General features: G+C 69.0%; 14 protein-coding genes. 4 read left to right on the forward strand and 10 right to left on the reverse strand.

Going from position 1 to position 21,464, the window contains the following annotated elements:
* Positions 1-11: 11 nt before the first annotated feature.
* The gene (locus AC1RCS_RS20655) at positions 12-2,909 is read right to left on the reverse strand and encodes a valine--tRNA ligase (RefSeq protein WP_492245786.1); all 2,898 of its coding nucleotides are present in this window, start codon (positions 2,907-2,909) and stop codon (positions 12-14) included.
* Between the two features lie 275 nt (positions 2,910-3,184).
* Between AC1RCS_RS20655 and AC1RCS_RS20660 the strand changes: the two genes are divergently transcribed.
* Positions 3,185-5,041 carry a M48 family metallopeptidase gene (locus AC1RCS_RS20660; RefSeq protein ID WP_492245785.1) on the forward strand — a complete coding sequence of 619 codons (1,857 nt, stop codon included), beginning with the start codon at positions 3,185-3,187 and terminating at the stop codon, positions 5,039-5,041.
* A 149-nt stretch (positions 5,042-5,190) separates the two neighbouring features.
* Here the strand turns inward: AC1RCS_RS20660 and AC1RCS_RS20665 are convergent, their stop codons facing one another.
* Positions 5,191-5,811, reverse strand: a complete 621-nt coding sequence (locus tag AC1RCS_RS20665) for a VOC family protein (RefSeq protein ID WP_492245784.1) — start codon at positions 5,809-5,811, stop codon at positions 5,191-5,193.
* A 212-nt stretch (positions 5,812-6,023) separates the two neighbouring features.
* Here AC1RCS_RS20665 and AC1RCS_RS20670 point away from each other — a divergent pair, with 212 nt between their 5' ends.
* Positions 6,024-7,796, forward strand: a complete 1,773-nt coding sequence (locus AC1RCS_RS20670) for an ATP-binding cassette domain-containing protein (protein ID WP_492245783.1) — start codon at positions 6,024-6,026, stop codon at positions 7,794-7,796.
* A gap of 125 nt (positions 7,797-7,921) precedes the next feature.
* Here AC1RCS_RS20670 and AC1RCS_RS20675 read toward each other — a convergent pair whose 3' ends face one another.
* From AC1RCS_RS20675 to hemC, 7 genes are all read right to left on the reverse strand, one after another.
* The gene (locus AC1RCS_RS20675; RefSeq protein ID WP_218293746.1) at positions 7,922-8,500 is read right to left on the reverse strand and encodes a YceI family protein; all 579 of its coding nucleotides are present in this window, start codon (positions 8,498-8,500) and stop codon (positions 7,922-7,924) included.
* Positions 8,501-8,711: 211 nt separating this feature from the next.
* On the reverse strand, positions 8,712-9,287 hold the full coding sequence (locus tag AC1RCS_RS20680) for a YceI family protein (RefSeq protein WP_218294427.1): 576 nt from the start codon (positions 9,285-9,287) through the stop codon (positions 8,712-8,714).
* 178 nt (positions 9,288-9,465) lie between these two features.
* On the reverse strand, positions 9,466-10,047 hold the full coding sequence (locus AC1RCS_RS20685) for a cytochrome b (RefSeq protein ID WP_218341682.1): 582 nt from the start codon (positions 10,045-10,047) through the stop codon (positions 9,466-9,468).
* Between the two features lie 360 nt (positions 10,048-10,407).
* Positions 10,408-11,685, reverse strand: a complete 1,278-nt coding sequence (locus tag AC1RCS_RS20690) for a heme biosynthesis HemY N-terminal domain-containing protein (RefSeq protein WP_218293748.1) — start codon at positions 11,683-11,685, stop codon at positions 10,408-10,410.
* Positions 11,686-11,848: 163 nt separating this feature from the next.
* The gene (locus tag AC1RCS_RS20695) at positions 11,849-12,982 is read right to left on the reverse strand and encodes a uroporphyrinogen-III C-methyltransferase (protein WP_218293749.1); all 1,134 of its coding nucleotides are present in this window, start codon (positions 12,980-12,982) and stop codon (positions 11,849-11,851) included.
* Positions 12,979-13,791, reverse strand: coding sequence for a uroporphyrinogen-III synthase (locus AC1RCS_RS20700; protein WP_492245782.1), 813 nt, complete (start codon positions 13,789-13,791; stop codon positions 12,979-12,981). The genes AC1RCS_RS20695 and AC1RCS_RS20700 overlap by 4 nt, the downstream gene beginning before the upstream one ends.
* Positions 13,792-13,798: 7 nt before the next feature.
* Positions 13,799-14,743, reverse strand: coding sequence for a hydroxymethylbilane synthase (gene hemC, locus AC1RCS_RS20705; RefSeq protein WP_218293751.1), 945 nt, complete (start codon positions 14,741-14,743; stop codon positions 13,799-13,801).
* A gap of 138 nt (positions 14,744-14,881) precedes the next feature.
* On the opposite strand from hemC, the gene ppc reads away from it, so the two are divergent.
* Together ppc and AC1RCS_RS20715 are read left to right on the forward strand one after the other, a co-directional pair.
* Positions 14,882-17,671 carry a phosphoenolpyruvate carboxylase gene (ppc, locus tag AC1RCS_RS20710; RefSeq protein WP_492245781.1) on the forward strand — a complete coding sequence of 930 codons (2,790 nt, stop codon included), beginning with the start codon at positions 14,882-14,884 and terminating at the stop codon, positions 17,669-17,671.
* A 264-nt stretch (positions 17,672-17,935) separates the two neighbouring features.
* Positions 17,936-19,987, forward strand: a complete 2,052-nt coding sequence (locus AC1RCS_RS20715) for an EAL domain-containing protein (RefSeq protein ID WP_492245832.1) — start codon at positions 17,936-17,938, stop codon at positions 19,985-19,987.
* On the opposite strand, the gene AC1RCS_RS20720 is transcribed toward AC1RCS_RS20715, so the two are convergent.
* Positions 19,926-21,278: an AI-2E family transporter gene (locus AC1RCS_RS20720; RefSeq protein ID WP_492245780.1), complete on the reverse strand. Its 1,353-nt coding sequence runs from the start codon at positions 21,276-21,278 to the stop codon at positions 19,926-19,928. The genes AC1RCS_RS20715 and AC1RCS_RS20720 overlap by 62 nt on opposite strands.
* Between the last annotated feature and the right edge of the window lie 186 nt (positions 21,279-21,464).

Below are 21,464 nucleotides of genomic sequence, written 5' to 3' on the forward strand. Positions count from 1 at the left end.
GGCGGCTGTTTTCAGCCCAGGCGTGTCAGTTGATCGCGCAATCTGCCCAGCGTGGTGCCGAAGTCCGCCACCCGTTTTTTCTCCTGGTCGATCACGGCGGGTGGCGCCTTGGCCACGAAGGCTTCGTTGGACAGCTTGCCGTTGGCCTTGGTGATCTCACCCTCGATACGGCTGATTTCCTTGGACAGGCGGGTCTTCTCGGCGGCCACGTCGATTTCCATGTGCAGGCACATGCGCGCCTCGCCCACCATGGCCACGGGCGCGGCCTGCGCGGCGGCGGCCCAGGCGGCCTCGTCGTCGAACACCTTGACCTCGCTGAGCTTGGCCAGGGCCTGCAGCACCGGCGCCACGCCGCGCATGAAGTCCGTGTCGCCCACGGTGTACAGCGGCAGGCGGGTCGAGGGTGAGACGTTCATCTCGCCGCGCAGCGTGCGGCAGGCATCCACCAGGCCCTTGACACGCTCCATGTGCGCAATGGCGGCCTCGTCGATCTTGCTCGGCTGCGCCTCGGGGTAGCGGGCGATGCTGACCGATTCGCCTTGGAGCCCCGCCACGGGCGCCACGGTTTGCCACAGGGCTTCGGTGATGAACGGGATGATGGGGTGGGCCAGGCGCAGGATGGCTTCCAGCGTGCGGATCAGGGTGCGGCGCGTGGCGCGCTGCTCGGCCTCGGTGCCGGTCTGGATCTGCACCTTGGCGATCTCCAGGTACCAGTCGCAGAACTCGTTCCAGACGAAGTCATAGATCGTGTTGGCCACGTTGTCCAGCCGGTACTCGGCAAATCCCTTGGCGACTTCCGCCTCGGTCTTTTGCAGCAGCGACGCTATCCAGCGGTCGGCCTGGCTGAAGGCCATGTAGCCGTGGGCGGGGCCGCCGGGCTGGCACTCTTCCTTGGTGTGCTCTTTCAGGCCGCAGTCCTGGCCCTCGCAGTTCATCAGCACGAAGCGGCTGGCGTTCCAGAGCTTGTTGCAGAAGTTGCGGTAGCCCTCGCAGCGCTTGCTGTCGAAGTTGATGCTGCGCCCCAGGCTGGCCAGCGCCGCGAAAGTGAAGCGCAGCGCGTCGGCACCGTAGGCGGGGATGCCTTCGGGGAATTCCTTTTGCGTGTTCTTGCGCACCGTGGGCGCGGTCTCGGGCTTGCGCAGGCCGGTGGTGCGCTTGTCGAGCAGCGGCTCCAGCGCGATGCCGTCGATCAGGTCCACCGGATCGAGCACGTTGCCTTCGGACTTGGACATCTTCTTGCCCTGCGCGTCGCGCACCAGGCCGTGGATGTACACGTGCCTGAACGGCACGCGGCCCGTGAAGTGCGTGGTCATCATGATCATCCGGGCGACCCAGAAGAAGATGATGTCGTAGCCCGTCACCAGCACGGTGCTGGGCAGGTACAGGTTGAAGTCGTCGGTGGGGCTGTCGCCCTGTTCAGGCCAGCCCATGGTGCTGAAGGGCACGAGCGCGGACGAGTACCAGGTGTCCAGCACGTCCTCGTCGCGGCGCAGCAGCTTGCCCGGGGCCTTGGCCTGCGCCTCGGCTTCGCTGCGGGCCACGATCACGTTGCCGTCTTCGTCGTACCAGGCCGGGATCTGGTGGCCCCACCACAGCTGGCGGCTGATGCACCAGTCCTGGATGTTGTTCATCCACTGGTTGTAGGTGTTCACCCAGTTCTCGGGCACGAACGTCACCTCGCCTGTGGCCACGGCGTCGATGGCCTTTTGCGCGATGCTCTTGCCCGTCGGGTCCTGGTCGCTCACCTTGCTCATGGCCACGAACCACTGGTCGGTCAGCATGGGCTCGATCACCTGGCCGGTGCGGGTGCAGATGGGCACCATGAGCTTGTGTTTCTTCACCTCGACCAGCGCGCCGGTGGCTTCCAGGTCGGCCACCACGGCCTTGCGGGCCACGAAGCGGTCCATGCCCCGGTACTTGGCGGGTGCGTTGTCGTTGATGGTGGCCTGCAGCGTCAGCACCACGATCATGGGCAGCTTGTGGCGCTGGCCCACGGCGTAGTCGTTCTGGTCGTGCGCGGGGGTGACCTTCACCACGCCCGTGCCGAACTCCTTGTCCACGTAGTCGTCGGCAATCACCGGGATCTGGCGGTCGCACAGCGGCAGGTTGACCATCTTGCCGATCAGGTGCGTGTAGCGTGCGTCTTCAGGGTGCACCATCAGGGCCACGTCGCCCAGCATGGTTTCGGGCCGGGTGGTGGCCACCGTGAGGCTGCCCGAGCCATCGGCCAGCGGGTAGGCGATGTGCCACAGCGAGCCGTCTTTTTCCTCGCTCTCCACTTCCAGGTCGGACACGGCGGACTGCAGCTTCGGGTCCCAATTCACCAGGCGCTTGCCGCGGTAGATCAGGCCCTGCTCGTACAGCTTCACGAAGGTGTCGGTGACCACGGTGGAGAGCTTGTCGTCCATGGTGAAGTATTCACGGCTCCAATCCACACTGTCGCCCATGCGGCGCATCTGCGTGGTGATGGTGTTGCCGCTCTTTTCCTTCCACTCCCACACCTTGCTCACGAAGTTCTTGCGCGCCTCGGGCGGGGTGGGGCCCATGTCGTAGCGGCTGATGCCCTGCTCCTGCAGTTGGCGCTCGACCACGATCTGCGTGGCGATGCCCGCGTGGTCGGTGCCGGGGACCCACACGGTGTTGAAGCCTTTCATGCGGTGGTAGCGCGTGAGGCTGTCCATGATGGTCTGGTTGAACGCATGGCCCATGTGCAGCGTGCCCGTCACGTTGGGGGGAGGCAGCTGGATGGAGAAGGCCGGCTCGCCGGCTTGCGCCGCGCCCGTGCCTCTGAATCCCGCGACGCCATAGCCGCGGCGTTCCCATTCGGGCCCCCAGTGGGCTTCCAGGGCGGCGGGTTCAAAAGACTTGGACAGGCTGTCGAGGCCGGGTTGTGGTTGGGGCGAGCTCATGGGATTTTGCAGAAGGAAGAGGCGGGCACGGGGCGCGCCTCCACGGACAAGAAGTGGACCGGGCATTTTACGGGAGTGCTGGCGGGCTCCCGCCGGGCGGGCCCCACCACCGGGATCCCGTCCATCGGGCTTTTCTCGCCAATTGTTACCTTGTGGGTGGGCCTGCTGGCGGTTGCGTCCTGATAATCCCGCCGGTGGAGCGAGAGGGCCCCTGCGGGGGGAGCGGCTCCCTGTGTTCGCCTGGGTCAAAAACATACAACCAATCGGTCCCCTCCATGAATCTTCAATCCGCACTCCGCGTGGGCCTTGCCAAGGTCTTCGCCTATGCGCTGCTGGCGCTTTTTCTCATCCCGGCGGTGACCTATGTCTTCGCCGGTCATGTACAGCGCGACCAGGACGCCCGCTTCGTGGCCGGTATCGGCCAGCGCATCGACGCTGAAAAGGGCATGGCGCCCGCCGAAAAGCAGGCCCGCAAGGACTACTACCGCAGCAACCCGCCATCCACCATCTGCGGCAGCGCCGACCCCGAGGCGCAGGACTACCGCGAAGCCCTGTGCGAACGCTTCGCGGATGTCTGGCAGTTCGACATGGCCCGCAAGGTGGCGTTCTGGACCCTGGTGGCCGGCGCGGTGCTGATGGTGGCGGTGCTGGGGCTGGGGGCCCTGGCCTTCGCCGACCGCACGCTGCAGTACACGAGTTTCGTCACGGGCTGGCGCCTGACCACCGTTGCCAGCGCCGCGGCACTGCTGGTGCAGGGCGCGATGGCGGTGTGGCTGTCATTCTGGGTCACTGCGTTCTTCTTCCACAAGTATTCGCCCAAGCTGGTGCTGTTCGTGGGTTTTGTGGTGCTGGCGGGCGTGCTGGTGGCGGTGAGGGGCATCTTCAAGCGCGTGCAGTCCAGCAACCATGCGGTGGGCGAGCTGGTGTCCGAAGACGATGCGCCCCTGCTGTGGAAGCGCATCCGCCACATGGCGCAGCGCCTCAAGACCGATCCGCCCCGGCACATCGTGGCGGGCATCGACGCCAATTTTTTCGTGACCGAGGCCCCGCTCACGGTGGGCCGACAGACGCTCACGGGCCGCACGCTGTTCGTGAGCCTGCCGCTGCTGCGCATCCTGGACCAGGCCGAGGCCGATGCCGTGTTCGGCCACGAACTGGCCCACCTGCGCGGCGGCGACACCCACAGCAGCGCCCGGCTGGGCCCCAAGCTCGTGCAGTACGACCACTACCGGCACGCCATGCGCACCGGAGGGCTCACGGCGATGGCTTCGCCCCTGCTGGACCTGTACCGCACCATCTTCGAGATCGCTCTGGCGCGCGACAGCCGCGAGCGCGAGTTCAAGGCCGACCGCGTGGCCGCCAAGCTCACGTCGCCAGCGGCGATCGCGCAGTCGCTGGTCAAGATCGCGGCCTATGCCCAGTACCGCTACAAGATCGAGGCCGAACTCTTTGGCCGCAATGAGCGGCACGACGACACCACGCTGGGCATTGCCCGCTTCGTGGCCCAGGGGCTGGCACCCTATGCAGCCTCCGGCGATTTTCTGGACGCCATGAAGACGGCCAACGTGCCGCACCCCTTCGACTCGCACCCGGCCATGCCCGAGCGCCTGCGCAACGTGGGCATGGCGCTCAAGGAGCGGGACTACGCCGCCATCGCCGTGCGTACGCCCTCGGCGACCTGGGTGCAGGAGATCGTGACGGCCGATGCGATCGAGCAGCGCCTGTGGAGCGACTACGAGCAGCAGTTCGCACAAGACCACGAACGCAGCCTGGCCTACCGCTACGAACCCGCCACCGATGAAGAGCGCGCACTGGTGCTGCGGTACTTCCCCCCCGTGGTGTTTGCGCTCAAGGGGGGCCACACGGTGGAGGTCAGCATCGAGGGCATCCGCACGAGTGCGGACGGGACCACCGTGTTCTGGGATGCGGTGAAGGCGCTCGAATACAAGGAGAGCAGCTTTGGGAACGCGTTGATCGTGACCCACCCCGAGAAGAACGCCCTGGGCCTGGGTGCCAAGACCAGCAAGATCAAATTGGCCGGCCTGAAGAAGGAGAAAGACCCGTTCAACGCCACGGTGGGCCACTACTGGCAACGCCACCAGGTGATGCGGGCGCAGCAGCAGGGCGGCTGACGGCGGCGCGCCGTGGCGCTCCGCGCTTAGCGAAGGCAAAGTGCTTGCTATAGTTTGTATAGCTATCAGCGCTTGAATATCAAGCGCTGCGGCCGTTTTTTATTGATATGGGCGCCGCACGGCGCCACGCTGCGGCCTGGGCCTGCGCTTCAGCCGCGCACGTACTCGGGCCGGTCGTTCTGCTGGGGCTTGAGCGGAGCGGCCACCTTGCCCTCGGCGCGCTCCTTGCGCCACTGCTCCTTGCGGGCCGTCCACTCGTTGAGCCGCGCATGGGCCGCGGTGCTGTCCTTGGCCATCTGCTCCTCGTTGGCCAGCTGGGCCGACAGCTCCAGGCGGATGCCGTTGGGATCGAAGAAGTAGATGCTGTGGAAGATGTGGTGGTCGGTCACGCCCAGCACCTCGATGCCATGGGCTTCCAGGCGCTTCTTGGTGTTCTCCAGTTCCTCGACCGTGTTCACGCGGAAGGCGATGTGGTTGACCCACAGCGGCGTGTTGGGCGAGGGCTCGGCCTTCACGTCGTCGCCCAGGTCGAAGAAGGCGATGAACGAGCCGTCCCGCAGGCGGAAGAAGAAGTGCGTGTAGGGGCAGTACTCGCCCGTGCTGGGCACGTAGTCGCTCTGGATGATGTGGTAGAGCGGCAGGCCCAGGATGTCTTCGTAGAAGTGGCGCGTCTCTTCCGCGTCGCGGGCCTTGTAGGCGTAGTGGTGCAGCTGCTGGATGGCGGCAGGCGCGGGCAGGGTGGCCAGATCGGGCGTCGGGGCGGCATTCATGCGGTGTCTCCTCAAATGGATGGCTGCAATTCTACTATTCGTAATTGATTTACGTTAAGTTAATTTTTATGTGGGTGATTTGCGGTACATTCCGCAGTCACACCCATTCGTGCCGAGGTATTACTCCCATGCGCCTTTGAGCCTCTTCAAGCCGTTCCCCTGCCGCCCTTTGCGGGCCAGGTGGTTGCATGTCTTGTTTGGAGTGCTTTTGCATGGCGACACCTTCAGGGGGCGAATCCGCCCATGGCAGCCGCAGCGCTGCCGCAGCCTCGGCTGCTGATTTCCCATCATCATCATCTTCTTCTTCTGCTCCTTCATCGCAGGCCCCTGCCAGGCAGGGCAATGCGGCGCCCGGCGCGGGCCAGGCCGTGCTGCAGTTCGCCGGGGTTGGCTGGAGCCCGCCTGGCGGCCAGGCCCTGTGGGGCCGTCCGCTGACGGTGTCCCTGGGCCCGGGCGTGACGGGCATCGTGGGTGCCAACGGCTGCGGCAAGAGCGTCTTCCTGCGGCTCGCGGCGCGCGCGCTGCAGCCCGCCAGCGGCGCCGTGCTGGGCGATCCTTCGCTGCATGTGGTGGCGCAGGAGGTGGCTGCTGCGCCCGGTGCCACGGTGGCTGACGTCGCAGGGCTGGGGCCGGCGCTGGGCGCCCTGGCGCGGCTGGAGGCGGGCGAAGGCACGCCCGATGACCTGCTCGTGGCCGATGGGCGGTGGGACCTGCCCGCGCGCTGGCGGCAGGCGCTGCACGCCCTGGGGCTGGGCCACCTGCCGCCGGCACACGCCGCGCAGCGGCTCAGCGGGGGCGAGCGCATGCGCGTGGCGCTGGCGGGGGCTTTCCTGTCCGATGCCGAGCTGCTGGTGCTCGACGAGCCCACCAACCACCTTGACCGCGCGGGCCGGCGATGGCTGATGGAATCGCTGGCGCAGTGGCGGGGCGGCGTGCTGGTGGCCAGCCACGACCGCGAATTGCTGGGCGCGGTGGGCAGCATCGTGGAGCTGTCGCCCGCCGGGCTGCAGCGCTATGGCGGCCACTGGGGGCTGTACCAGGCCCAGCGCCAGGCCGAGGCCGCCGCCCAGGCCGCGCTGGACCATGCGCGCACCGAGCGCGAGCAGGGCCTGCGGGCGCTGCAGCGCGAGCATGACGCCCAGCAGCGCCGCGCGGCACGCGGTCGCGCGGCGGGGCGCACCACCAACCAGGCGTCCATCCTGCTCGACCGCCGGAAGAACAGCGCACAGGCCCACGCCGGCCGCGAGCACGAGCGGCAGCAGCAAGAGCGCCAGCGGCTGAACGAGGCCGTGCGCGAGGCTGCCCTGCGCGTGCCCGCGCAGGCAGCCGCGGCGCTGGTGCTGCCGCAAAGCGCCGTGCCGGCGGGCAGGCAGGTGCTGGCGTTCGAGCAGGTGCAGGTGCCGCATGCCCCACCGGGCTTGCCTGCGCTGAACGGCGTGTGGAGTGGCCCCGTGCGCATAGCGATCACCGGGCCCAATGGGTGTGGCAAGAGCAGCCTGCTGCGGCTGGTCGCGGCGCCGGATGGCGTGCCTGGAGGCGGTGTGCGGCGCGGCGTGCGGGCCGCCTGGCTGGACCAGCACAACACCGCCGCGCTGCCCCCGCAATGCAGCGTGCTGGATCGGCTGCGGGCACTGGGCTCGCCGCTGCCCGAAGCCGCGCTGCGCACGCACCTGGCACAACTCGGGCTGGATGCGGACAAGGTGCATCGCCCGGCCGGTGTGCTCAGTGGCGGCGAGCGCATCAAGGCCGCGCTGGCCTGCGCCCTGTGGTCGTGCGAGCCTGCGCAGATGCTGCTGCTCGACGAGCCCACGAACCACCTGGATGTGGATGCCGTGGACGCCTTGCAGGCCGCGCTGGCGGCCTTCACGGGCGCGCTGGCCGTGGTGTCGCACGACACCGCCTTCCTGCGCGCGCTGCGGCCGGACGTGGTGTGGGCCTGGCGGCCGCAGGGCTGGGACCTGGACGCCTCGCTGGACGCTGCCTGACGCGGAAGGGGGCCTGGTGGGGCCGCGCCAAGGAAAAAGCCACCCGCTGCGCGGGCGCGGCGGGTGGCCTGTGGGCACGGCGTGGACGCCGCCCTGCGCGCTGGCGCGTGGCCAGCGTGGCTGGATTACTGCTTCACGGCTTCGATCTGCACCACCAGGCGCACGTTCTTGGGGAAGCCCCACTCCACGCCGTAGTTCATGCCCCACTGGGTGCGGTCGATCGTGGCCTCGAAGTCGCCACCGCACACTTCGCGCTTGAGCATGGGGCTGTCATAGCAGTTGAACTGCGTGGCCTTGAGCGTGACGGGCGCGGTCTTGCCCAGCAGCGTGAGCTGGCCGGCCACTTCGCTGACCTTGTCGCCGTTGAAGCTGAACTTGTCGGACACGAACTTGATGGTGGGGTGCTTGGCGGCATCGAACAGGTCGGCGCTTTGCAGGTGCTTGTCGAACGGGGGCGTGCCCGAGTTCACCGAGGTGGTGTCGATGGTGATGTCCACCTTGCCGGACTTGGCCGCGCGGTCGAACTCCACGGTGCCTTGCTTCTTGTCGAAGCGGGCGCGGTTCGTGGTCGTGCCGAAGTGGCCGATCTCGAATGTCACGAAGGTGTGCGTGGGGTCGATGGCGTAGTTGGCGGCCTGCGCGGCGCCGGCGGTCATTGCGGTGGCAGCGGCCACGGCGAGCAGGGAGAACAGGGACTTGCGCATGGGTAAATACTCCTGGAGCAGTGGTGGAAAGAAAAGGAAGGAAAAAAGGAAAGAAATCAGCGATTCAATGCCGTGCGACGCGGGGATCGGGCACGTTCAAGCCAGCGCTCCCGCACAAGGGCCGCCTCGCTGCGCCGGGAGCGTCCCTCTCCCGCGTTGCGTAGCAATGCGAGAGAGGGGAAGGCGCGAAGCGACTCCGGGGGAGCTTCATTCAAATCTTGCCCACGCCGGTGAGCGCGAGCTTGAATTTCACGGTCACGTCGTCGGCCACCATCGAGGTGTCGGCCCACTCGTTCTCACCGATCTTGAACGCCAGGCGCTTGATGGGCAGCGTGCCTGTGGCGGTGGTGCTGGCCCCGCTTTGGGTCAGCGTGACGGGCACCACCACGTTCTGCGCAGTGCCCTTGATGGTGAGCTTGCCCGCCACCTCGAACTTGCCGCCACCCAGCGCCTTGATGGCGGTGGATTCGAACTGCGCCTGCGGGAACTTCCCCACGTTGAACCACGTGGGCTTGGGCAGTTCGGCATCGGTCTCGCGCGATCCGAGCGTGGCGCTGCCGGTATCGACCGTGAACGCGATCTTGCTGGTGGCCGGCTTGGCCGGGTCGAACGCCACCTGGGCGCTGAACTTCTTGAAGTGGCCGTCCAGCGGCACGCCCATCTGGCGGGCGGTGAACTGCACTTCGCTTTGGGCGGGCACCAGTTGTTGCTGGGCCAGGGCGGCCTGGGCGCCCACGGCCAGGGCGGCGCCCAGCACGATGTGGGACAGGGTGGAAGAAGAAGACAGATTCATTCGAAAACTCCGTTCAAAAGACAGAAAAGAGAAGAGAAGGTGGGGCGGTCGGCTGGTGTAAGACAGGGGCGCGCATCCGCCAGTGCGCCCGTGGAGCCGGCTCTGCCGGGCCTGCGGGTGCGGTCCCCTCCCGCCGAACAGGGAGACGGCGCGAAGCGGCTCGGGGCCTGCCTCATCCACCAGGCAGCATGCGGGCGAGCAGGCCGTCGCGGTCCACGATCTGGTGCTTGAGCGCGCCCGCGATGTGCAGCACCACGAGGCCCGCCATTGCAAATGCGGTGTACTGGTGCCAGGGCTTGATGGCCTCGGCCAGCTCCTTGCTCACGGGCACGAAGTCGGGCAGCTGCCACAGGCCCAGGAACACGATGGGGAAACCGGCGGCCGAGCTGTAGGCCCAGCCGATCAGCGGCACGGCGAAGAACAGCGCATAGAGCAGCCCGTGCGTGGCGTGGTGCGCCAGCTTCTGCCAGCCCGGCATGGCCTGCTCGATCGCCGGCGGCAGTGCGGGGGGGCGGTGCGTGGCGCGCCACAGCAGGCGCAGCACCGACAGCACGAGGAGGGTGACACCCGCCCACTTGTGCCAGTTGTAGAGCTTGAGCCGCTGCGGCGAGAACGGCAGGCCCGTCATGTAGATGCCCACGCCAAACAGGCCGATCAGCGCCAGGCCCAGCACCCAGTGCAAAAGCATGGCGGTGCGCGTGTAGCGGCGGGGCGTTGCGGCGGCCGGGGGGGCGGTGGTGGCAGGGGCAGTCATCTGGGAGCAAAAAGCAAAGCGGGTGGTCAGGTGGAGGCGCCGGGCCAGCGCCTCTCGGCCAAGGCTGACATTCGTCAAGCAATGGGGCAGTGTAGAAAGCCGTCACCGCATTCGGTTTCAGGCAGATTGATGCTTCAATTCAAAAAAAATGAATTGAGAGGGCCTGAGCGCTCAAAGTTCCCCAATGCTGTGCGGCTTGTGCATGGCCCGAGGCGGGGGAGGGCCCTGGGCATGGGGAATGCCCCATCAGGGTGCATGCCGAGGGACTGAAACCGCCGCGGGGCGCGTGGTGGCGGTTACCGCAAGCGCGCATGGCGCGGTGCGGCGGCCTGCCTTGAGAAAAGGGAGAGGCCGGGGCGCTTACTGGCCGAGCGCGGCCTTCTTCCAGGCCTCGGCGGCAGCGGCCTCGTCCCCGCGCTTTTCGGCCAGTTCCGCCAGATGGCGCCAGGCGCTCGCCCGCAGGCTGGTGTCGGCGAGCTGCTGCGCCGCCTGGGTGAGCAGCTGCTGGGACTTGCCCCACAGCTGGCGCTTGAGGCAGGCCATGCCCGCCAGGTACTGCAGGCGCGCATCGCGCGGGTTGGCCTGGTGCGCGGATTCGATGCGGGCCAGCCAGGGCGCGTCCAGTGCGTCCAGCCCGGCTTCGAGCGCGCGTACCAGCTTCAGCGCATGGTGCTCGGCCAGTGCGTCGGGCAGGTCCACCATGCGTTCCCACACCGGCAGCAGCCAGGCGCGCACCTGGGTGGCATCGCCGCCCAGGGCGGCCAGCCGCTGGGCGGCATGGATGGCGAGTTCGGGCATGTTGCGCTCGGAGGACTCCAGCGACATCCAGATCTGCTGCAGCTGCGCGGTGTCGTGCGCGCTGTTGATGAGCTCGGTGGCCAGGCCGCGCACGATGCTCTGGGCCGCGGCGGGCGAGAACGCGCGGTGCTTGCCCAGCAGGCGCGCGGTATCGAGCGCCTCCTGCGTCTGCCGTGCCAGCCGGGTCGCCTTGAGCTTGATGCGCAGCGACAGCGTGCGCCGCGCCGCGCCCTGGGGCAGGGCGGCCAGGCGGTCGAGCGCCGCGCCCGCATCGCGGTCGTCCAGCGACCAGCGGGCCGCGCGCATCTGCGTGCCTTCGCGCATTTCCTGCTCGCTCACGGTGCCGCGCGCGGGGGCTTCCTGAAGCGCGTCCTGCAGGTGGCTCTCGCGCGTGGCGCTGTCCTGCAGTGCGTGCGAGGCCTCGGCCGCGATCATGTGGGCCAGGGCGCGCAGCTGGCGGCCGTGGGGTACGGCCTCGCCGGCGGCGCCCAGCGCATGTTCCTGCGACAGCGCGGCCACCGCCGCCTTGCGCGAGCGGATGAAGCGCCCGCCGAGCATGTGGGTCAGCGCATCGAGCAAGGCCGCGTGCATGGCGCGCTCCTTTTGCTGCACGCGCCAGCGGCGGGCCTGGTGGGGCAGTTCCAGCAGGGCGGCCAGCGCGCGCAGCGCCGCGTACACGGTGACGAAACCGCCCACCAGCAACAGCACCACCATGTTCAGCGACAGGTCGATGCGGTAGGGCGGCCAGTACAGGGTGACGGTGCCCTGGTTGTTGCCCGCGAACAGCGCGGCGGCCACGGCCACGCCAAACAATGCCAAAAGCCAAAGTGCTGCGCGCATGTCGTCAGTCCGTTATTCCACCGCGCAAGGCGGCGCCCGCAGCCCGTGGCACGGGCGCGGTCCAGGCGAGCGCCACCGTGGAACTGGCTGTGCCAGGCCACCGGTGGCGTCCCCCTCCCGCAGGAGAGGGGGAAGGCGCGAAGCGACTCAGGGGGTGATTCATTTACCTTCCCGCTGCGGCAGTGGCCAGCGCGGACAGGGTTTCGTCCAGGCGCGGCTGCTCGGCCGCTTTCATGCTGGCCTGGGCCGTCTGCAGCGTGCTGGCCGCGTTCTGCGTGCGCCGCGAGGCCGGGTCGAAGTACTTGTTCAGCGCCACGGTGGCGGCGGCCAGGTCGGCCCGGGCCGAGTCGAACTGGCGCGCGAGCACGCCCAGGCGGGCGTTGAGCAGCTTGAGCTTGAGGTTCTCGCGCAGGAAGAAGGTCTGTTCGGGCGCCAGAAGGATCGCCTCGGGCTGGTCGATGCGGCTCACCCGCACCAGCCCCCGGGCCTCGTCGCGCACCACTTCCCAGCTGCGCTGCAGCGCGGCCTGCCACCAGGCCATCCCGCCGGTGGAGGCCGGCATGCCGCCCGGCGCCGGGGGCGCGGCCGACAGGCGCCGCGTGGCGGCGGCCTGGGCCACCGCATTGAGCACGGGCAGCTCGTCCACCTGGCGCACCAGGTCGTCCAGGCGGGCCAGCAGGCCGGCGGTGTCGGTGACGGTGGCGCGGGTCAGGCGGTCCAGGTCGCGGCCGATGGCGCGCTGCACGGGTGCGAGCCGGGGCTGGGCGGCGCGCTCGATGCGCAGGTTGGCGCTTTTGAGCGCGGCCACCAGCGGCTCCAGGCTGCCGGTGAGCTGAGCCTGCTGCTGCGCGAGGCGGATGGCGGATTCGATGTCCACCACCAGGTTCTCGTCGCGCGAGCGCGACAGGCTCTGCATGAGTTCTTCGAGCTGGCTGCGCTGCAGCGCCACCTCGCTCACCCGCGCCTCGGCCACCGACAGGCGGGCGGCGGTCTCGCGCACCAGCTCTTCGGCCTGGCGGGCCATGGTGCGGGCCTCGATCGCCTGCGCACCCGAGTCCGCAGACTGCCGGGCGAGCTGCTCCTGGATGGAGCTGAGTTTTTGCCACAGCAGGCCGCTGCTGACCAGTGCCGCCGCCGCCACGGTGCCCAGCAGCAGCGTCACGGCGCCGCCCCGGCCGGGAGCGGGTGTCGGCGCGGCGTGCGAAGGCGCGGGGCCCGCTGCGGGTGCGCCCACGGGCGCCGCCACGGGGGCTGCGGCGGGTGCAGGGGGCAGATCGTTGGGGGGCACGGAACTCATGCCGCCGATTCTATCGAGGCCACCACGTCTTCCAGGGCCGGACGGCATTCCCGCACGGCGCCAAAGCCCGCCGCACGGGCCGCCTCGGCGATGCGCGGGTGCGTGGCCAGCGCCCGCGCGGCGCCCCAGGGCTGGCCGGGCAGGGCCTCGGCCAGGTGGGCCACGGCTTCGGAACTGCTCAGCAGCCAGAGGGAACCATCGTGCGCCGCCTGTTGCGCCAGCGCCACCTCGTGCGCTGAAAAGCGGGGCGCGCCGCGTTGGTAGGCCACCACAAACTCCACCGTGCCGCCCGCTGCCTCGATCTGGCGGGCCAGCCAGTCGCGGCCGCTGCCCTGGGCAGATTCAGGCACGCTGCCGGATCTTCCGCGCACGATCAGCACGCGGTCGCCGGGCCGTACCTGCGCGGCCACCTGCTGCCACAGCGCTTCCGAGTCGAACTGCGGCGCGTCGGGCGCCGGACCGTCGATGCAGGCCGAGGGCACGCCGGCCTGCTCCAGCGCGCGCGCCGTGCCGGGGCCGGGTGACCATGCTCTTGTTTTGATAGCTGCCAGCGCTTGTCCATCCAGCGCTGGAGGCCTGCCAGATCCAAAAAAATGGGCCACGGCATTGCCACTGACAAACATCAGGGCGCGGTACTGCGCAAGGTGGGCCCTGGCCCGGGCGAGCGCCTGCTGCGCAGCGGGGTCGCGACAGGGGCCGATGGCGATGAGCGGCAGCGCCACGGCGCCGATGCCGTGCGCGCCCAGCATCTCCACCCAGTGCGCGGCCTCGCGGGCGGGCCGCGTGACGATCACCCGGGGCGAGGGCATGGGCGCCTCAGGGTTGTGGAAGGCTGGCGGGGTCCGCGCCCCGTGCGCCGCCCGCGCGCAGGCGCTGGGCAATCGCGTCGCCCAGCGCTTCGGCCTGCGCCAGTGTGCCGACGGGGGCGCTGGCCTGCGCGCGCACCAGCGGGGCCTGGCCGTCCGGGTCGCCCCAGGCGGCATCGAGCTGCAGCACGCCGGCGGCCAGCGTGCCGTGCGCCGCCAGCGGCATCGAGCAGCTGCCGCCCATGGCGCGGCTCACGGCGCGCTCGGCGGCCACGGTCAGCCAGGTGGGCTGGTGGGCCAGCGGCGCCAGCGCGTCGATCAGGTCTTGCCGGTCGCTGCGCACCTCGATGCCCAGTGCGCCCTGACCCGCCGCGGGCAGCATGGCCGTGGGCTCGAACGTGGCGCGAATGCGGGAGGCGAGCCCCAGGCGTTTCAGGCCCGCCGCCGCCAGCACGATGGCGTCGTACTGGCCTTCGTCCAGCTTGCGCAGGCGCGTGTCCAGGTTGCCGCGCAGCGGCTCGATCCTCAGGTCGGGCCGCAGGGCCTGCAGCAGCACCTGGCGGCGCAGGCTGGAGGTGCCCACCACCGCGCCCTGGGGCAGGGCATCAATGTTCGGGTAGTTGGGTGAGACAAACGCATCGCGCGGGTCTTCGCGCTCCATCACGCAGGCCAGGGCAAAACCCTCGGGCAGCTCCATGGGCACATCCTTGAGCGAGTGCACGGCGATGTGCGCGCGGCCTTCTTCCAGCGCCACTTCCAGCTCTTTCACGAACAGGCCCTTGCCGCCCACCTTGCTCAGCGACCGGTCCAGGATCTGGTCGCCCTTGGTCGTCATGCCCAGCAGCTCCACCGTGTGGCCCCGTGCGCGCAAAAGGGCCTGTACATGCTCGGCCTGCCACAGGGCGAGACGGCTTTCGCGCGTGGCAATGACGATGGTGAGGGGTGTCTGGGGCATGCTCAAGTTCGTAACCTGTTTGTAATCATTCAGGGGCGGGCGATGCTAGCATGCGCCCGCACTGGGGCTGGTGCGGCCCGGGGGCATGCCGGGCGGACGGCGCCGGCGATCCCCCCATCCCATTCCGGAGACCACCGCATGAAACGATCCGACAAGGACCAGCCCCTGATTGACGACATCCGCCTGCTCGGCCGCATTCTGGGCGACGTGATCCGGGAGCAGGAGGGCGTGGCCGCGTATGAGCTGGTGGAGCAGGTGCGCAAGCTGTCGGTGGCGTTCCGCCGCGATGCCGATCAGGAGGCCGACCGCGCGCTCAAGAAGCTGCTCAAGTCGCTCTCGGGCGACCAGACGGTGAGCGTGATCCGCGCGTTTACCTACTTCAGCCACCTGGCCAACCTGGCCGAAGACCGCCACCACATCCGCCGCCGCGCCGTGCACGAGCGCGCGGGGGACACGCAGGAGGGCAGCATCGAGGTGGCCCTGTCGCGCCTGCGCTGGGCGGGTATCGCTCCCAAGACGATTTCGCAGACGCTGGCGGGCAGCTACGTGGCCCCGGTGCTCACGGCCCACCCTACCGAAGTGCAGCGCAAGAGCATTCTGGATGCCGAGCGCGACATTGCCCTGCTGCTGGCCGTGCGCGACGACATCCAGGTGCGTGCCCAGCTGTACAACAGCGCCAAGGACGCGCTCACCCCGCGCGAACTGGCCGCCAACGAAGCCCTGCTGCGCGCCCGTGTGGCCCAGCTGTGGCAGACGCGCCTCTTGCGCTACAGCAAGCTCACCGTGGCCGACGAGATCGAAAACGCGCTCTCTTATTACGAGGCCACCTTCCTGCGCGAGATCCCCAAGATCTACGCCGACCTGGAGAACGAGCTGGGCCAGTACCCCGTGCACAGCTTTCTGCGCATGGGCCAGTGGATCGGCGGCGACCGCGACGGCAATCCCAACGTCACCGCGCAGACCCTGCAATACGCACTGGGCCGGCAGGCCGAGGTGGCCCTGCGCCACTACCTGACCGAGGTGCACTACCTGGGCGGCGAGCTGTCGCTGTCGGCGCGCCTGGTGCAGGTGTCCGCCGAGATGGAGGCCCTGGCCCTGCGCTCGCCCGACACCAACGAACACCGCCAGGACGAGCCCTACCGCCGCGCGCTCACGGGCATCTACGCCCGCCTGGCGGCCTCGCTCAAGGAACTGACCGGCGGCGAAGCCGCGCGCCATGCGGTGGTGCCGCAGAACCCCTACGGCAGCGCCGAGGAGTTCCTGGCCGACCTGCGGGTGATCGAAGCCTCGCTGCAATCGCACCATGGCGAGGCCCTGGCGGGCGAACGCCTGCACCCCCTGATCCGCGCCGTACAGGTGTTCGGCTTCCACCTGGCCACGGTGGACCTGCGCCAAAGCTCCGACAAGCACGAGGAGGTGGTGGCCGAACTGCTGGCCAAGGCGCGCATCGAGCCCCACTACGCGGGCTTGCAGGAAGCCGCCAAGCGCGCGCTGCTCATCAAGCTGCTGAACGACGCGCGCCCGCTGCGCGTGGTGGGCGCTGAGTATTCCGCACACGCAAAGGGCGAACTGGCCATCTTCGAAACCGCCCGCGTGATGCGCGAGCGCTTCGGCCACGAGGCCATCCGCCACTACATCATCAGCCACACCGAAACGGTGAGCGATTTGCTCGAAGTGCTGCTCTTGCAGAAGGAAGTGGGCCTGATGAACGGCACGCTCGATGCCGAGTCGCGCAACCACCTCATCGTGGTGCCCCTGTTCGAAACCATCGAAGACCTGCGCAATGCCGCGCCCATCATGCGCGAGTTCTATGCGCTGCCCGGCGTGGCAGCCCTGGTGCAGCGCAGTGGCGGCGAGCAGGACATCATGCTGGGCTACAGCGACAGCAACAAGGACGGCGGCATCTTCACCAGCAACTGGGAGCTGTACCGCGCCGAGATCGCGCTGGTGGAGCTGTTCGACGAGCTGGCCACCAGCCACGGCATCCAGCTGCGCATGTTCCACGGCCGGGGCGGCACCGTGGGCCGGGGCGGCGGCCCCAGCTACCAGGCCATCCTGGCGCAACCCCCCGGCACCGTGCGCGGCCAGATTCGCCTGACGGAGCAGGGCGAAGTCATCGCCTCCAAATATGCCAACCCCGAGATCGGCCGGCGCAACCTGGAAACCCTGGTGGCCGCCACGCTCGAAGCCACGCTGCTGCAGCCCACCAAGCCCGCCACCAAGGCGTTCTTGGACGCCGCCGCGCAGCTCTCGCTGGCCAGCATGGGCAGCTACCGCGCGCTGGTGTACGACACCCCGGGCTTCACCGAATACTTCTTCAACTCCACGCCGATCCGCGAGATCGCCGAACTGAACATCGGCTCGCGCCCCGCCAGCCGCAAGGCCAGCCAGAAGATCGAAGACCTGCGCGCCATCCCCTGGGGCTTCAGCTGGGGCCAGTGCCGTTTGACGCTGCCCGGCTGGTACGGCTTTGGCTCGGCGGTCGATGCGTTCGTGAACCTGGAAGGCAAGGACCCCAAGACCCAGCTGGCCCTGCTGCAGAAGATGTACCGCCAGTGGCCGTTTTTCCGCACGCTGCTGTCCAACATGGACATGGTGCTGGCCAAGAGCGACCTGGCGCTGGCCTCGCGCTACAGCGAACTCGTGACAGACGCGCGCCTGCGCAAGAAGGTGTTCACCAGCATCGAGGCCGAATGGCACCGCACGGCCGAGGCGCTCACGCGCATCACGGGCGACAAGCAGCGCCTCACGCACAACGCGGCGCTGGCCCGCTCCATCAAGCACCGCTTTCCGTACATCGACCCGCTGCACCACCTGCAGGTGGAACTGGTGCGCCGCTGGCGCGCGGGGCAGGGGGATGAGCGGGTGCAGACGGGGATTCACATCTCGATCAACGGGATCGCTGCGGGGCTGCGCAACACGGGCTGAGGTCGTCGGCTTCCCTGGGGGGCGGTGGCGCCCTTTGCAAGATGCGGGCAGGCCCGATAGCATGGGCCCAGGGGGGAGAGGACACGCGGGCAGATCGCCGGCCGCCTCTTCGGACGGGTGCGGGGAATCTGGGGGCTGCCGGGCAGGCTCCAGGTGGCATCCTCGCGGTCGCTTCAGGGTGGGAGGCATGGCTTGGGCATTGATCTTGCGTTCTGGCGGCTGTTACTGTCCCGGCGGCTGGAGGCCGTGGCGAGGGCCGACGCGATGCGTGCCATTCGCGAAGGGCTGCTCTGGGTCCTGCCGTGCCTGATGGTGTCGGCCGTCCTGCTGGTGCTGTCGGTGCTGGCGCGCATGCTGGGCCTGCCGGCCTCCGTGGCCGACTTGCTGGCGGACCTGCACGGGGAGATCAGCCGCATCCTGCCGCTGCTGATCACCGCCTCCATCGGCTACATGCTGGCCATCCGCCACCGGTTGCCACGCTTGCCGGTGGCCTTTCTGTGTTTCGTCCATGCCGCGCTCGCCGCCTACCTGCTGCGCGGCCATCCGCGGGCGGCGGCCACGCTGGTGCTGTTCATCGCGATTGCCGCCCCGCTTGTCACCGTGCCGCTGATGGCCTGGCTGATGCGGGTGCGCGGGCTGCGGGTCGCGCGCATGGCCCAGGTCAGCGAGAACGTGGAGGACGCCATGAACATGGTGGTTCCCGGCATCGCCACCACCGCGCTGCTGGTGGTCGTTCTGGCCTTGCTGCAGCAGTGGGAGGGGCTGGTGCACTGGCGCCTGCCCATCGATGTGGCCAACCCCGATCAGTCCTATCTCAACGCCGTATTGCTCACGGGCCTGAATTCGCTGCTGTGGTTTTTTGGCATCCATGGCTACCACGCGCTGCAGCCGCTGTTCCAGTCCCTGGACCAGGCCGTGGGCTGGAACGCCCTGGCCCTGCTGGCCGATCAGGTGCCGCAGCATCCCCTGAACGCGGGCCTGCTGGGGGCATTTGCCTTCATCGGCGGCTCGGGCGGAACCTTGTCGCTGGTGCTGGCCGTGCTGTGGCGCGCCCGCAGCCCCGGCCTGCGCCTGCTCGCGCTGGCGAGTCTGCCGATGGCGCTGCTGAACGTGAACGAGCTGCTGCTCTTCGGCATCCCGCTGATCCTGAACCTGCGGATGCTGCTGCCGTTCCTGGCCGTCCCCGCCCTCAATGCCTGCCTGGCGCTGGCGGCCGTGCAGGCGGGCTGGGTGGCCGTGGCCAGCATGCCCATGCCGCTCAATGCGCCGGTCGTCTTCAATGCCTATGTCAGCACCCAGGGCGACTGGGGCGCGGTGGCCCTGCAGCTGGCGCTGGTGCTGCTCGGCGCCTGCCTGTATGGGCCTGCGGTGCGCTCGCTGGAGCGCCACAACGAAACCACCGTGCACCTGCCCGGGCTGGACACCACCTTCACCCGCCTGCAGGAGGAGGGAAGCCTCTATGCGCGCGATCCCGTGGTGGTCGCACAACAAGGCCAGGCACGCCGCGAGGAACTGCTGGCCCAGGTGCGCCGCATGGGGGACTACGAATTCTTCCTGGAGTACCAGCCCCAGGTGTCGCTGCGCACCGGCCGGTGCACGGGCTGCGAGGCCTTGCTGCGGGCCCGCGATTCCCGGGGCCGCGTCCAGCCCCCCGGGGCGTTCCTGGCCTGGCTGTCCGAGGCGGGCCTGATGAAGGATGTGGACCTGTGGGTGGCGGCTGCGGCGCTGCGGCAGTACCGGCGCTGGCGCAACGCGGGCTTCGAGCTGCCCATTTCCATCAACATCACGGGCCCCACGCTCATGTCGCAGGAGCACTGCATCCGTCTGGTGGACCTGATCGCGCCAGCGGCCGGCTGCATCAGCATCGAGCTGACCGAGGATGCCCTGGCCGCGGATGTCTTCGGAATGCGCAACGCCATCGCCCGTGTGCACGCTGTGGGCGCGAAGGTCTCCATCGACGACTTTGGCACCGGCTACTCATCCCTGAGCTACCTGCATGCCTTCGAGGTCGATACGATCAAGATCGACCGCAGCTTCGTGCTCGCCAGCGCGCAGGCGCAGGGAGGGCGGGTGCTGGAAGGCCTGCTCAACTTCTGCCAGGGGCTGGGCTGCGGCATCGTGGTGGAAGGGGTCGAGACCGCCGAGCAGTTGCAACGGCTGCCCCGGACCATGGACCTGGAGGTGCAGGGCTGGTATTTCGGCCGGGCGGTGCCTGCAGACGAGCTTCCCGCGTTCGTGCAGCAGCGCCTGGACCTCAGTCCCCCAGCAACTCCCCCACCGCCTTCAGATCCTCCACCCGGTCGCACACCGCCTTGACGGCCATCATCACCGGGATGCCCAGCAGCAGGCCCCACAGGCCCCACAGCCAGCCCCAGGCCAGCACGCTGACGAACACGGCCACGGGGCTCATGCTGCTGGTGCGGCTGGTGAGCCAGGGCGTGAGCAGGTTGCCCACGAGGGTATGGATGACCAGCGACGCGCCGCCGATGGCCAGCGCCATGTCCAGGGTGCCGAACTGCAGGAAGGCCACCAGGGCCGATGCGCCGGTGACCAGGGCCGAGCCGATGTAGGGCGCGAGGTTGAGCACCCCGGCCACCACGCCCCACACGGCCGCGTTCTCCAGGCCCAGGGCCCAGTAGGCCAGGCCCGTGGCCACGCCCACCAGGGCGCTGGTGAGCACCTGCACCAGCAGGTAGCGCTGGATCTGGTTGGTGATGTCTTCCAGCACGTGGATGGTGACCTTGCGCCGTTCCAGGCTGGTGCCCGCGATGCGCAGCAGCTTGTTGCGAAACAGGTTGCCGGAGGCCAGCGCGAAGAAGGTGAGGAAGACCACCACGGTGAGCTGGCCCAGGGCCGACATCAGCCCCATGGTGCCGCTCCACAGGTAGTCGCGGATGTTGAACGGAGGGCGCTCCACCACCACGCGCTGCACGCCCCGCCGGGTGGGGCTGGCGGCGCTGTTTTCGTTGGCGGCCTGCTCGATCTGCGTGGCGGCCTTCTGCACGGTGTCGAGCGGGCTGCTGGTGCCTGCGCGCGCCTTGATGCTGTCGCGCACCTTCTTGGCGGCCACGGGCAGCGAGTCGACGAGCTGCGCGGCCCCGTCGCTCAGCGACCAGGCGGCGCTCGCCAGCCCGAAGACGATGGCGATGAGCAGCACGCCCGCGCCCAGCCAGCGCGGCACGTGGCAGCGCCGCAGGAGCTCGACGGCGGGCCGCAGCGCCGTGGTGAGCAGCAGGCTGAGCATTATGGGGATGAACACGGCGCTGGCCCAGTGCAGCAGCGCCACGCCGGCAAACAGGGCCAGCAGCGCGAGCGAGAGGTTGCGCACGTCCACGGGCATGTGGAGCATGAGCGGGCCGGTGAGGGGTGCCGGTATCTCGGCCACGGCGGCGGCCTGCGCGCCAGGGCCGGGCGGCGCCGTGCCGTGCGTGTCCGGCGAAGCGGTGGTGCCTGCGGCAGCTGCCGCCACCGTCTCCAGGGGCGTTGCTGCGGGGCCTGGCACAGGGTCGGGCCCCGCTGCTGCTGCGGCCGGCCCAGCGGCGGGCCTAGACCCTAGCGTGGCGGGGGGCAAGGAGGGGGGCAGTGGTTCGTCGGGGGGCACGGTCATGCGCGGATTGTGCGGCAGCGGGTGGCGCCGTCCTGTAGGTGGCGACCCAAGCGGGGGGAAGGCGGCGCCGAAAGCGACGCAAAAACCGCGCTTATCGCCGGATGGGCACCGTGGCCGGCCGCTAGGATGGCGCGATGCTATTGCATTGCATGCATCTCATCCACACCACGTCAACAAAGGGCTCGT

The sequence above is a fragment of the Acidovorax sp. GW823-FHT01C06 genome (genome assembly GCF_058798375.1).